The sequence below is a fragment of the Enterococcus sp. DIV1206 genome, assembly GCF_051712485.1.
Lineage (GTDB): Bacteria > Bacillota > Bacilli > Lactobacillales > Enterococcaceae > Enterococcus > Enterococcus faecalis.
This window is the reverse complement of record NZ_JBIOOZ010000001.1, coordinates 2515998-2529508: the sequence shown is the minus strand read 5'-3', so window position 1 is coordinate 2529508 and position 13511 is coordinate 2515998. Positions and strand designations below refer to the sequence as shown.

At 38.6% G+C, this 13511-nt stretch carries 15 protein-coding genes; 13 read left to right on the top strand and 2 right to left on the bottom strand.

From position 1 onward, the window contains the following. Positions 1-162 precede the first annotated feature (162 nt). The 7 genes from IGK86_RS12565 to IGK86_RS12535 all read left to right on the top strand — a co-directional run bounded on the left by IGK86_RS12565 (position 163) and on the right by IGK86_RS12535 (position 6584). On the top strand, positions 163-852 hold the full coding sequence (locus tag IGK86_RS12565; RefSeq protein WP_016616803.1) for a WxL domain-containing protein: 690 nt from the start codon (positions 163-165) through the stop codon (positions 850-852). Between the two features lie 87 nt (positions 853-939). Further along, on the top strand, positions 940-2073 hold the full coding sequence (locus IGK86_RS12560) for a DUF916 and DUF3324 domain-containing protein (RefSeq protein ID WP_010707083.1): 1134 nt from the start codon (positions 940-942) through the stop codon (positions 2071-2073). After that, the gene (locus IGK86_RS12555; RefSeq protein ID WP_016616802.1) at positions 2054-2455 is read left to right on the top strand and encodes an LPXTG cell wall anchor domain-containing protein; all 402 of its coding nucleotides are present in this window, start codon (positions 2054-2056) and stop codon (positions 2453-2455) included. Before IGK86_RS12560 ends, IGK86_RS12555 begins: the two co-directional genes overlap by 20 nt. Positions 2456-2501: 46 nt before the next feature. Next, positions 2502-2726, top strand: a complete 225-nt coding sequence (locus IGK86_RS12550) for a hypothetical protein (RefSeq protein WP_002378909.1) — start codon at positions 2502-2504, stop codon at positions 2724-2726. A 165-nt stretch (positions 2727-2891) separates the two neighbouring features. Then, entirely contained in the window at positions 2892-4901 is a 2010-nt protein-coding gene (locus IGK86_RS12545; protein ID WP_010823962.1) for a BglG family transcription antiterminator, read from the top strand. A gap of 1 nt (position 4902) precedes the next feature. After that, the gene (locus IGK86_RS12540) at positions 4903-5202 is read left to right on the top strand and encodes a PTS sugar transporter subunit IIB (protein ID WP_002367331.1); all 300 of its coding nucleotides are present in this window, start codon (positions 4903-4905) and stop codon (positions 5200-5202) included. A gap of 14 nt (positions 5203-5216) precedes the next feature. Next, on the top strand, positions 5217-6584 hold the full coding sequence (locus tag IGK86_RS12535) for a PTS ascorbate transporter subunit IIC (protein ID WP_002355097.1): 1368 nt from the start codon (positions 5217-5219) through the stop codon (positions 6582-6584). A 62-nt stretch (positions 6585-6646) separates the two neighbouring features. On the opposite strand, the gene IGK86_RS12530 is transcribed toward IGK86_RS12535, so the two are convergent. Beyond that, a complete protein-coding gene (locus IGK86_RS12530; protein ID WP_016616801.1) occupies positions 6647-7621 on the bottom strand; it encodes an alpha/beta hydrolase in 975 nt (324 codons plus the stop codon). 211 nt (positions 7622-7832) lie between these two features. Between IGK86_RS12530 and rbsR the strand changes: the two genes are divergently transcribed. The 4 genes from rbsR (at position 7833) to rbsU (ending at position 11156) form a co-directional block, all read left to right on the top strand. Further along, a complete protein-coding gene (gene rbsR / locus IGK86_RS12525; RefSeq protein ID WP_002359151.1) occupies positions 7833-8828 on the top strand; it encodes a ribose utilization transcriptional repressor RbsR in 996 nt (331 codons plus the stop codon). A gap of 91 nt (positions 8829-8919) precedes the next feature. Continuing rightward, positions 8920-9837 (top strand): ribokinase, encoded by a 918-nt coding sequence (gene rbsK / locus IGK86_RS12520; protein ID WP_016616800.1) that lies wholly within the window; start codon positions 8920-8922, stop codon positions 9835-9837. Between the two features lie 15 nt (positions 9838-9852). Continuing rightward, on the top strand, positions 9853-10248 hold the full coding sequence (gene rbsD / locus IGK86_RS12515) for a D-ribose pyranase (protein WP_002355102.1): 396 nt from the start codon (positions 9853-9855) through the stop codon (positions 10246-10248). Between the two features lie 20 nt (positions 10249-10268). Then, positions 10269-11156, top strand: a complete 888-nt coding sequence (gene rbsU / locus IGK86_RS12510; RefSeq protein WP_002414144.1) for a ribose/proton symporter RbsU — start codon at positions 10269-10271, stop codon at positions 11154-11156. A gap of 19 nt (positions 11157-11175) precedes the next feature. On the opposite strand, the gene IGK86_RS12505 is transcribed toward rbsU, so the two are convergent. Further along, complete coding sequence (locus tag IGK86_RS12505; protein ID WP_010776129.1) at positions 11176-12060, bottom strand: LysR family transcriptional regulator; 885 nt, start codon at positions 12058-12060, stop codon at positions 11176-11178. 107 nt (positions 12061-12167) lie between these two features. Here IGK86_RS12505 and IGK86_RS12500 point away from each other — a divergent pair, with 107 nt between their 5' ends. Both IGK86_RS12500 and IGK86_RS12495 read left to right on the top strand, forming a co-directional pair. Next, the gene (locus tag IGK86_RS12500) at positions 12168-12749 is read left to right on the top strand and encodes a DapH/DapD/GlmU-related protein (protein WP_002375707.1); all 582 of its coding nucleotides are present in this window, start codon (positions 12168-12170) and stop codon (positions 12747-12749) included. Continuing rightward, positions 12749-13486: an SDR family oxidoreductase gene (locus IGK86_RS12495; protein WP_002359155.1), complete on the top strand. Its 738-nt coding sequence runs from the start codon at positions 12749-12751 to the stop codon at positions 13484-13486. Before IGK86_RS12500 ends, IGK86_RS12495 begins: the two co-directional genes overlap by 1 nt. Positions 13487-13511: the final 25 nt, after the last annotated feature.

The window sequence follows — 13511 nt, the reverse complement described above, 5'->3', positions numbered from 1 at the left end:
CCGTGATGTTATAGTAAATTCATTTTTTTTGCATGAGGTGTTTAAAATTTGAAATCACAAGCAGTCTTTTTTTCGCTATACTTAGTTTACGTTCTACTGAGATAGAAAAGTTTTTCACTTTTTTATTCATTAATCAACCAAGATAATAAAGGAGAGAGTAAAATGAAGAAAAAAACATTGGTAACTTTATTTGCAGGAACGGTAATTTTAGGGGCAAGCATCGCTCCTGCAGCAGCACATGCAACAACGACTGGTACAACACCAGCAAACGTAGAGATGACAAGTGGTTCATTGCCAGGTGGTAATGGTGATGGAGATGACGGAAGCACACAAGAACCAGAACCAGGCTCGAATACAAATTTTGATTTGTTATATGTTCCAACAGAGTTCAAATTTGCTTCGACAGAAGTTAGTTCTGATTTATCAGCGATTTCATTAGATGCAAATGGTACACAAACAAAACGTTATGCGGTCGGGGATGTTCGTGGAACACAAGCTGGTTGGTCAGTTACTGCAGGCGTTGCTGAAATGAAAAATGGTACTGCTACTTTAGAAGGTTCAATTACCTTTGCGCAAACAGGTGCGGTAGCTAAATACGATGAAACAGCAAAAACATACTCACGTGATGTGGCTGCCTTTGCAGCAGACCCAGGAAGCCCTGAATTTGCTGGAACAACTATTCCAGTAGGTGGAGCAGCTGTATCAATTGCTACAGCAGCAGTTGGTAAAGGTCAAGGTACATGGGATTCTGAATTATCAAATGTAAAATTAAACATTACAACACCTAGTTCAAAAATTACAAATGGTGCGTATACAGGTAACGTAACTTGGACATTAGTGGCTGCGCCATAAACAGTTACTAACGAGAATACTGCATTACTAGAAAAGGAGCTGCGCACTGGTGCACGGCTCCTTTTCGATACATAGGAGGAACAAATAATGAAGACAATGCGCTGGCTAATCGTCACAGTTTTTATTTGTGTGATGGCATTAAGCATCCCTTCTGCTGTACAAGCAGAAGAAGCGGATGACAACATGAATACAAAATTTACAGTTAAACCCAATATTCCAGAGAATCAAGCGAAAAATACGCAATCCTACTACGATCTCATTGTGAAACCAGGACAGAAACAAGAAGTAGAACTGTCATTAATTAATAAAACAAATGAAGAATTAACGATTGATTTAAATTTGGCGAATGCTGTGACGAATGACAATGGTTTAATTGTGTACAATGATTTTGAGAAAAAACCAGATTCAAGTTTAAAAGTACCATTGACAACATTAATTAAATTACCTGAGGAACATGTAAAAGTTCCCGCTAAGAAAACCGTAACAGCCAAAATGACTGTCGAAATTCCAGCGAATGGTTTCCAAGGATTAGTTTTGGGTGGTGTTTATGCTTCGCTTGCAGAAGATGAAAAGGAAGAAAAAGGAAAATCAACGGGTTTAACCAGTCGATATGGATTTAATGTAGCAATTGCTTTACGAATGTCAGAAGATACACCGATGTATCTAGCAGAGACTCTTCAATTAGTTAAATTAGTTCCGACCATTGCTTTAGGAAATAAATCGGTCCAAGCGGTTATTCAGAATCCGACATCCGCTATTTTTCCTGAAGTACGTTTAGAAGGAAAAGTAACGAAAAAAGGCGAAACGAAAGAATATGCCAAACGGATTTTACCAAGTGTTCGTTTTGCACCGAATTCAACGATGAACTTCCACTTAGATTTTGGAAAAGAAGATGTACGTCCAGGAACCTATATTTTTGAAGGAGAAGCGGTCTTGAAAGAAGATGAACAACAAGTGTGGCCGTTTAAGCAAGAATTTACCATCAGTAGTCAAGAAGCCAAGAAATTAAACAAAGAAGCAGTAGTGAAATTGGTCCTACCGACTTGGTGGAATCAAGCTTTTTATGGATTGTTAGCTGCAACAATTGTGAGTCTAATTCTAGCTATTTGGCGTTTTACACAACAGAAAGCGATACTAAAACAACAAGCCTATTTACAACAAGAAAAACAGGCAGCCTTGAAAAATAGACAAGGAGTGCGCGATGATGACAGCGAAAAGTAAAGGATCACTTCTGGTGACATTGGGAATACTTTTAACCGTCAGCATTGCGATTCTGACCGCTTCTTCTGAGAGCTTTGCAGAAGAAGCGGGACAAACGAATATCGGTGTGACGTTTTATGGAGGGAAGGCACCTCTAAAAACGAAAGGTGGCACTAAGTCAACAGAACAACCAGTCACTAATAAAGGTAAAAAAACGTCACAACAACAAGACAAAGTGAGCAGAAAAACCACTGCTAAGACGAATCCCACAGCTGCACAGACGTCCTTACCAAGGACAGGTGAACGAAATAGCACGTGGCTTTACAGCCTTGGTATTGCATGTTTACTCGTAGTACTAATAAGTTTCTATTATTTGAATAAAAAAAGGAAAAAGGAAAAATAATGTGCTGTTTTTATAAACAGAGTCAATTGTAGAAGGAGGAATATAGATGGAGATTACGATGTGGATTTGGATTTGTGCTGGCTTGGCCGTCCTTTGTTTTGCTTTATTTTTACTGTTCTTAGTAAATAGCATGAATTTTGTTCATCAAGCAAAGCCTAAGCAGTCTTTAGTAAAACAATCAATGTTTAGTTGGCTGCTTCTGGTGATGTGTGGTGGCTGGGTAGCAATAGCTATCTTGCTGAATATCGCATTACAAACACAATTAACATAAAGACAACCCGTTGTAAGTTTTTGAGAAACTTGCAACGGGTTTTTGTTAACTTTAAAATAAAGAACGGTACAATTTATCAAAAAAGTACAGTAGACATTTGTACCCAACTTAGATAGAAAATAAAGCGCTATCATTATATGATAATTACAGGAGGAGGACACAGCTGTGAATTATAAAATAAGTTATCTCCTTGACGAGTATGCAGGGCAAAAAATTGCGCTCTCTTTGGCTCAACAAATAACCGATCTTTCGCAACGAGAATTAGTGACGCAACTTTCGACAATAGGCGGAGAAGTTCAACAGAATATCGTCAGCATTCCAAACCTTTCCGCAAATGAATGGGGAAAACAACTTTTTCAACAACGTCAAGTGATTTATAGCGAAACAGAAAGACAAGCACTTATTTTTTTGCTCACTTATTCAGAAATCGAAGAACTATCGGTGTATCATTACCAAAATTTTTTAGATGTTTCGAAAGGTACTATTTTAGCTGACATCAAAAAAGTACGACACCAACTAGCAACTGAAAATATTGCTTTATCCTACGAACGAAAACGAGGGTTTTACCTAGAAGGAGATGAATTTCGGATTCGTCGTTTCGGGAAAAATTGGCTTGCCCGCCTCTTACAACAAAAGTCGGGCACCTTTGCTTTATTTTGCTGGCTCAGTCAGCATCAAATGAGCCAATACGCAAAAATGCGTGACGGCATTCAATTAGCCGTCCAGGAAGCGCAGCTTCAACTGGTACCCAGCAGATTGGATGAAATTAGTTACTTTCTTGCTTTTTCTCAAAAAAGATTAGGCAAATATGAAACAGTCGTCTGGCCTGAGAACCAGTTAATTCAGTCCTTACGCGCTTATCCCGTCAGTCGTCGTATTTTAAGTGATTTAGTTGGGCCAGTGGCGAATGCAGAAACTGAGAGTCTTTTTTTCACGATTTGTTTAATGACAGCCTTGCAAGGAGAATTGCGAGATACGAAGTTAGAGTTTTTATTAGATATTTCTGGTGAAATTATTCGGAAAATGGAATTGTTGGCCGTTGTTCAATTTGAACAGCCTCGTGAATTGCTCATGAATGTGTATTATCATCTGGTTCCTGCTTATTTTCGGATTAACTATGGCTTTTACTTGCCGAATGTTTTAATCAAGGATATTCGACAATCGTATCGGTCGCTTTATCATCTTTGTGAACAAGCGTTAGCTCCTTTAGAAAAATTAACGAAACGTTCAATCCCGCCAGAGGAAATCGGTTTTTTCACCATATTATTTGGTGGAGAAATTTTCGGGCAAAAAAATGAACAGCGGCAAGAAAAGCTAAAAGCGCTAATTGTTTGTCCCAGTGGTATCAGTTCTTCGTTGATTTTGCAATCGGAATTGCGTCGGCTATTTCCAATGATTGAATTTAAAGAAACGAATGCGGTGAGGGAAATAGAGAATGTATCTGAAAAAAGTTATGACATCATTTTCTCAACGGTCCCTATTGAAACAGCCAAAAAGGTTTATCTTACCAAGCCCATTATGAGCTCTTTGGAGAAAAATCAATTGATGCACCAAGTTCAATCAGATTGGTTATTGCCAGGTATTTCCATGCCAGATGTTAAAGATATTTTAGATGCGTTAAAACCTTACATTTCCTTAAAAAAAGGAGTCACAGAAGCGCAGTTATATCGTGTCTTGCATCGTAAAATGAACAAAATTTTAGAAAAAGAGGAGGATCTGCGTCCAATGTTATCGGAATTATTAACAACAGAAACAGTCCAAGTCCTGCCTGAAGTTGCAGACTGGCGAGCGGGAATCACAGAAGCTGCCAAGCCGTTATTAAAAAATGGCAGTATTACGGAAAAGTACATTGATGCAATGATTCAAAAAGTCGAATCGTTTGGGCCATTTATCCATATCTGTCCAGACGTAGCATTGCCTCATGCGCGACCAGAAGATGGCGTTAATCAGTTAGGCATGTCATTACTAAAAATCCAAAAAAGTGTCGATTTATTAGAAGATCCTAAGCATGAAATTCACCTTTTTATTTGTTTAGCTGCTTCAGATAACGAAACACACTTACGGGCCTTATCTAGTCTGACAAAAATTCTATCAAAAAAAGAATCATTACATCGCTTAGTGGCGGCTGAAACCGTCCCAGAAATACTATCAATTATCCAAGAAGGAGAGAAATAAGATGAAGATTTTTACAGTTTGTCAAAGTGGTTTAGGAACAAGTTTTATGGTGCAAATGAATATCCAACAAATTTTAGAGGAAGTCGGTGTTGATACAGATAATTTTCAAATTGATCACACAGATGTCGGGAGTGCCAGTGGTGATATGGCTGATTACTTCTTTGTCGAAAAAACATTGCAAGATGCTTTAGGGTCAATTCCTGCTGAAAAAATCATTCCTTTAAATGCGATTATTGATTACGATGAAACGAAGGAGAAAGTCTTGAAAGTTTTAGATGACAATGGCATTGCACATCAATAAGAAGGAGGAAAAACATGGAAACTTTATTGAATTTATTTGTTTCAATTGTTAGCCAGCCAGCGATTCTGGTTTCATTAATTGCTTTGTTGGGATTAGTTTTACAGAAAAAGAAATTTTCTGATGTTGTTCAAGGAACGTTGAAAACATTCGTCGGCTTCTTAGTTTTAATTGGTGGCGCAGGGCTATTGGCGAACTCATTAACGCCCTTTGCGGAGATGTTTCAAACCGCATTAAATACACAAGGCGTGGTGCCTAGTAATGAAGCAGTTGTAGCGATTGCCTTGCAACAATATGGGACACCAACTGCTCTGATTATGTTGGTAGGCATGGTTGTTAATATTCTGTTGGCGCGTTTTACACGTTTTAAATATATCTTTTTGACAGGTCAAGCGATGATGTACGTTTCGTGTTTGACAGCCGTTATTTTAGTGGGGGCCGGTTTTAGCGTTAGTTTACCAATGATTCTTTTAGGTGGTTTATTTGAAGGAACTTTATTAACAGTGACACCTGCTCTTTGTCAGCCCTTTATGAAACAAATTACTGGAAATGATAAAGTAGCAATGGGGCATACAGGGAATATTGGTTATGCGGCAAGTGGCTTTATTGGAAAAGTCTTTGGGAATAAAGAAAAGTCAACGGAAGATATTAAAATTCCTAAAAGTTTTGGTTTTTTAAGAGACTCAACCATCTCAATTATGATTTTGATGTCGATTGTCTATGTGATTTTGGCTTTGCTGGCTGGGACAGGCTATGTCGAGCATGAGTTAAGCAATGGCGAAAATGCGATCATCTTTTCATTAATTCAAGCAGGAACCTTTACGGCTGGTTTCGTAGTGGTTTTACAGGGTGTGCGGATGGTTTTAGGAGAAATTGTGCCAGCTTTCCAAGGAATTGCTAAAAAATTAGTGCCTAATTCTAAACCAGCACTTGATGTTCCCATTATCTTTCCTTATGCGCCAAATGCTGTCTTGATTGGGTTCTTTGTGAGCTTTATTGTGGGAACTATTTCAATGTTAGCGATGGTTGGTCTGAATACCACCGTGATTATACCAGGTGTTGTCGGGCACTTTTTCTGTGGTGCCGCGGCAGGCGTTTTTGGAAATTCCACAGGGGGACGTCGGGGAGCGATTTTAGGGGCTGCGTTTAATGGCTTATTAATTAGTTGGTTACCGTTATTCATTTTACCAGTCTTGGGTGATCTACAGTTAGCATCCTCAACGTTTGCGGATACAGATTATTTAATCCCAGGCCTATTTTTAGGCAAATTAGGTGAGGCAGGTCCGAGTCTTTTAGTAGGAGGAATCATTGCTTTTGTAGTGGTTGTTCTTTTGGCTAGCGCTGTTTTGACTATGCGGGAGAAAAAAGTCGCCGAAGAAAACTAAGTGCTTTGTTCTAAAAAGGCAAGTGGGACAGAAGTCGTTTTGACTTCTGTCCCATTTGCCTTTTACCATTGTTCTTGGATAAACTGTGCAATTTGTTTCCGCGCTTGTCGTCCTTCTGGCAAGTATTGTTTCATTGCGAAAACGTGTTGCATGCCAGGCACCAATCGGCAAGTATCTTGTGGTCGTGGCCCTAATTGTTTTAAAAATTGGTGATAGGAAGGACAAAAAACTTCATGTGTGCCGCCCACGAAAAAAAGTGGCGGAAATTTTTGATAATCAAAGGACAAGCAATTTAAAGAAAGCGTGGAGTGATTAGCCGTGTCATCAATCTCTTGGGCAATTAATTGTAAATAGTTCATGCCAATCATTTTGTCCTTTTTTTGATAACTTTTGGCAACAGGAATGTCTAAATGTCCATCTAACCAAGGAGAAATTAAAACAGCAGCTTTGGGTAAGCGTTCAGGGAAATCGGTGGCTAAATTCTGCAATACGTTTAAAACCAATGTGCCACCAGCAGAATCACCTAATAAAATAACATCTTCGGGATCATAATGCTGTAAAATTTCTTGATAAGCAGCATAGCAATGATTATAAATATCAGCAAAAGACTTATTTGGTGCTAATGGATATACAGGGATAAAATAATCTGTTGCAAAAGAGAGATCTTCAATTAGTTTATAACTAAAGTCTAATTGGCTATAGGCGAGATTCAATGTAAAGCCCCCACCATGCAGGTACAGTACAGCTTTCTTGGTAGGTGCAATAACGGAGTTTGACATGCGATACATCGTAGGAAATTGAGTTATTTCTTGAAGAGGAAAAAGATGACGTAAATGTTTTGGCAAAGTTACTTGTTCATTTAATGATCGTTGCCAATGATAAAAAGCCTTGGTGACTTTCGGATTTCGTTCAAGTCGAGCAATTTGGGAAAGACGTAAAGAATCTTCAAAAAGACAGGCTTTTAAGGATTTTTGACGAGAACGTGCGTGGAACAAATATGCGCTAGCTAACAACAAACCAATCGATTTCTTTTTCAATTAGGGCCCTCCATTCAGCAAAAAGTAAATCATTTTTTCTACAGTATAACATTTTAAAAGTAGAACAACGAAATTTGTTGAAGGGATGAAAGGACGGTTTAAACGAATGTACGTATTTATTTGTGGTTGCGTAAAGTAAATGATTGTAGTAAATTAAATGAGATTAAGAGGTCCGGTGAATGGGCGCGTTCACGGCAAGGAGAGAAGTAGGATGACAAATAAAAAGGTTACAATTAAAGATGTTGCCAATGACTCAGGTGTCTCTATTACTACCGTTTCACAAATTTTAAACGGGAATGGGGCACGGTTTAGTGGGAAAACGGTCGAAAAAGTATTAGCTGCAAAAGAGCGATTAAACTATCAACCCGACTATTTTGCGCAACGTATGGTGATGAAAAAAAGTAAGACGATTGGCGTAATCGTACCTGATATTACCAACCCATTTTTTGCGCAATTGATTCGAGGAATTGAAAGTGTTTTATACAAAGAAAATTTTATACTGATGTTATGCAATGCGGACCAAGATGTTACAAGAGAACATGAATATTTAACAGAGTTGATTCGTCGCAGTGTCGATGGTTTTGTGATTGCAAGTTCTGAAATTTCCAATCAAACGATTAATGAAACGCTACGTGCGAAAAAGATTCCGTTTATTGTACTTGACCAAAAAAAAGCAGAAGGCTTTAGCGACGCTGTTTTGACAGACGATTATAGAGGTGGGCAACTAGCAGCAAAGCATTTACAAGAGCAACGACATGAACAGGTCGTCGTGGTAATGCCACCACATGCGCCAGTCAATATTCAGCAACGGTTAAAAGGTTTTTGTTCTGTTTATACGGAAAAGGTCCAGTTGATCGAAACAGAATTATCAAAAACCGGCGGCTACCAAGCTGTCCCCGAAATTTTAAAAACAGAGAGCACCGGAATTTTTGCTATCAATGATGAAATTGCTTTTGGTTTATATCGAGGATTAGCAGAAGCGGGCAAAAAAATTCCTGAGGATTATAGTATTATTGGTTATGACAATGTTGATATGTGCGAGTATGTTTCGCCGCCGCTAACAACAATTGCTCAACCTGTTTTTCAATTGGGGCAAACTACGGCGACTTTATTATTGGAAAGAATCCATCAGCCTGCAAAAGATTGGGAGGAGCAAACCTTACCGGTCCAACTGATTGAACGATTTTCGACAGCACCCTTGAAATAGCTTTCAAGGTGTGCTATATTTTTGTTGTGGAATTAAAACGTTTTACTAAAACGTTTTAATTAGAATGAAAAAATAAATTTTATTGAGGTGGATGAAAATGAACGCGGTTACAATTATCGGGAGTATCAATTTAGACACAACATTAAGAGTCAAAGAAATGCCAAAACCAGGCGAAACAATTCACGCCATTGAACATTTTACAGCGGGTGGTGGTAAAGGAGCGAACCAAGCAGTCGCAGCGAAACGTTCAGGTGCAGAAACATATTTTATTGGTGCTGTGGGAAATGATGGCGCTGGAGCTATGATGACTGATTTAATGAGTCAAGATGAAATTAATTTAACTGGGGTCACCACTTTAGAGAAAACAGCTACTGGCCAAGCCTTTATTATGGTAGATAACGCTGGTGAAAATAGCATTATGATTTACGCGGGAGCCAATAACGCCTTTACGCCAAAACAAGTCCAGGAACATCAAGAAATTATTGAAAAAAGTGATTTTGTGATTGCCCAATTTGAAAGTGCGATTGATAGTACGATTGCAGCGTTTAAAATTGCTAAAAAAGCAGGTGTCAAAACGATTTTAAATCCCGCACCTGCGTTAGAACAAGTTCCTGAAGAATTACTAAACGTGACAGATATGATTGTACCAAATGAAACAGAAACCGAAATTTTAACAGGCATTAAAATCACAGATGAAGCGAGTATGCGTAAAGCCGCAGAAGCACTTCATCAATTAGGGATTGAAGCAGTAATTATTACAGTAGGTAGTAAAGGAGCCTTTTATGACGTCAATGAACGAAGTGGTATTGTGCCTGCTTTTAAAGTGAAAGCGGTTGATACAACGGCTGCTGGCGATACTTTTATTGGCGCATTAAGTAGTATATTAGAGAAAGACTTTAGCAATTTGGAAGAAGCTATTCGTTATGGAAACAAGGCATCCTCACTGACTGTTCAACGTTTTGGAGCCCAACCTTCGATTCCTTATCAACACGAATTGGCAGACAAATAAAAAGGAGCGAGCGACATGAAAAAAACAAAAGTTATTAATTCAGATATTTCCCGCGTTATCGCACAAATGGGTCATTTTGATAAATTAAGTATTGGTGATGCGGGCATGCCAGTGCCTCGAACTACAGAAAAAATTGATTTAGCAGTTACCAATGGTGTCCCTAGTTTTATGGAAGTTTTAAACAATGTTCTTGAGGAATTGGCAGTTCAACGAATTTATTTAGCAGAAGAAATTAAAACAGAAAATCCTGATATGTTGACAGCAATTAAAACTCGTTTACCAGAAACTCCCATCAGTTTTATTCCTCATACAGAAATGAAACAAGAATTAAACAACTGCCATGCATTTATTCGGACAGGGGAAATGACCCCTTACGCAAATATTTTATTAGAAAGTAACGTTGTCTTTTAAACGAGAGAGGGGAAATAGAGATGAATGCGACTGCATTATTAATCGGTTTAGGACCGCTTCTAGGTTGGGGGCTTTTCCCAACAATCGCTTCCAAAATTGGTGGTCGTCCAGTGAATCAAATTCTCGGGACCAGTTTAGGAACATTAATTTTTGCCGCTATTTTTTCAATGATTAATGGTTTAGCTTTTCCAACGGGCATGGATTTATTCTTTTCAATTTTATCTGGTGTCGGTTGGGCCTGTGCGCAAATCATTACGTTTAAATGCTTCACGATGATTGGGTCATCACGTGCTATGCCAGTAACGACCGCGTTCCAACTTTTAGGTGCTTCTCTCTGGGGTGTCTTTTTCTTAGGAAACTGGCCAGGTGCGACAGCCAAATTGTTAGGCGCATTTGCCTTAGTGTTAATCATGATTGGTGCCAAAATGACGGTCTGGTCGGAAACGGAGTCCGCTGAGAGTGCTGGGATTATGAAAAAAGCAGTTCTTCTATTAGCCGTTGGTGAAATCGGCTATTGGGCGTACTCTGCAGCACCCCAAGCGACGGCAATTGATGGCATGCATGCCTTTTTACCACAAGCAATAGGCATGGTAATTGTCGCAGTTATTTACTCAGCAGTTGTCACTATTAAGGGTGGGGAAATATCGCCATTTATAGAAGCTGTTTCTTACAAACAAATTTTTTCAGGCTTTTTCTTCGCCTTTGCAGCGTTAACTTATTTAATTTCAGCGCAGCCAGATATGAACGGCTTGGCAACGGGCTTTATTCTATCCCAAACATCAGTTGTGCTTGCAACGTTGACAGGTATTTGGTTCTTAGGTCAAAAGAAAACAGCCAAGGAAATGACCGTAACGATTATCGGCTTAGTTTTGATTTTGGCAGCAGCTACGATCACAGTGATGATTTAAAAAAGTATTCAACGACCTATTATTCAGGGCGTTGAATACTTTTTTTTATTTGTTCTAAAAATAATGCAGCAGCTGTGGAAAGAACCGTATTTTTGCGCCAAATTAAACTAATTTTGGCTGTTAAAGCAGGATATAGCGGGATAAAACGTAAATTTGTTTGCTTTGTTTCTAGAATACCATCAATGCTTAGGGCGCTACCTAGCCCAGCTTCTACCATCAGTGAAGCGTTGTAAAGTAAGTTGTAGGTCCCAACGATTCGGAACTGATCTAGACTTGCTTCGAGCCAATCAGAGAGTTGGCTCGGAACTTGTGCTTGTCGAGAAATAAATAAAGGTTCTTCTTTTAAATCGGCTGCAGTAATAACATTTTTAGTGGCTAAGGGATGGTCCTTTACAGTAATTAAGCCCCATGTATCTACAATTGGTAATGTTAAATAGCTATATTTTTGTTTAGGTGCAGGCTCAATAATTAAACCAAAATCTAATAATCCTTTGTCTAGCCGTTCTATTACATCATCTGCATTCCCACTGTATAAATGAAGGTGAATATCAGCTGAGTGATGGCTTGTTATTTGTTGTAGTGCATTCGCTAAAAAAGACATAGCTTTTGTTTCGCCGCCACCAATCGTGATTTCGCCATTAATGAATTCATTTTGCGACAAGTTGGTGACTGTTTTATTCGCTAAGCTTAAAATATCTTGCCCTTGTTTAGCTAAATATTCTCCTTCAGGTGTTAGTTGTATTTGTCGATTTCCTCGTATAAATAATGTCACGCCTAATTCTTCCTCTAATTCTTTTAATTGCTTAGATAATGTTGGTTGTGATACATGCAATTGTTTGGCTGCGCCACTAATCGTTTTTTCTTGGACCACTGCTAAGAAATAGTGAATCACTCGTAATTCCATTACTTTCCCTCCTATAACTAAAACGCATACTTATCTATTTATTATAAGTATTAGACAGAGGAGTTGTCACGTATTACGATAAATTTAGCAAAAGGAGGCGATTAGGAATGCTTACAAAAAATCTCCAAGAACTAATTGCAACAGGTAGCATTGATAAAGATGAACCACTATTTCAACTTATTCATCAGATTCAAGAGGAAAATAGTCGCTATTTAATAGAATTAAATCAACAAGCCTATACACATAATGAAGTAAGGAATCTTCTTGCCACGATTATCCAAGACAAAATTGACGAAACCGTTACGATTTTATTGCCTTTTTATACAGATTTTGGACGCAATATACATTTTGGTAAAAATATTTTTATTAATCGGGCAGCTATGTTTGTTGATTTAGGGGGCATTATAATTGAAGACAATGTTTTAATTGGTCCGCGCGTTAATCTCTTAAGTGTCAATCATCCGGAAATGCCAATGAAACGGCGAGGCGTATTGCTAGCACCAATTACCATTAAAAAATTTGCGTGGTTAGGTGCGGGTGTCACTGTTTTACCAGGTATTACGATTGGTGAAAATGCTATCGTAGCAGCTAATGCGACTGTAACTAAAGATGTGCCAGCTAACGCTATTGTTGCAGGAACACCAGCTAAAATTATTCGTTGGATTCAGGAAGATAAGGAGGAAATATAATGAAATCATTATCAGAAAAAGTTATTGTTATCATGGGCGCTTCCAGTGGCATCGGTGAGGCAACAGCCCGTTTACTTGCCAGAAAAGGAGCGAAGTTAGTCATTGCAGCACGTCGACAAGAACGTTTAATTGCTATAAAAAAAGAACTTCCTGAAGCAACGATTCTCGTGCAACAAGCAGATGTAACGAAAGAAGAGGAAGTTCAGCGTGTAATCAAGCTTACAATGGAAAAATATGGACGAATTGATGTTCTTTTTAACAATGCAGGAGTTATGCCAACGGCGCCTCTTATTGAAGCACCAAAAGGAGAATGGCGTCAAATGCTAGATATTAATATTATGGGTGTTTTAAATGGCATTGCGGCAGTTCTTCCAATTATGGTTGAACAAAAATCAGGGCAGATTATTGCTACTGATTCTGTGGCAGGACATGTCGTTTATCCAGATTCGGCTGTCTACTGTGGAACAAAGTTTGCTGTTCGAGCAATTATGGAAGGATTGCGACAAGAACAAAGAGAGAATAACATTAAATCAACGATTATTTCACCAGGTGCTGTACAAACAGAACTTTATCAAACAATTTCTAATCGAGTAGTAGCTGAAACGTTACATCTAGAACAGTTAAGTTGGGGCTTAAAGGCGGAAGACATTGCGCAAGCAGTGGTCTTTGCCATAGACACGCCAGATCGTATGTCAATCAGTGAAATGGTTGTTCGCCCGACCACACAAACGATTTAATTTAAAAAGTATTCCTAGAAAGGAA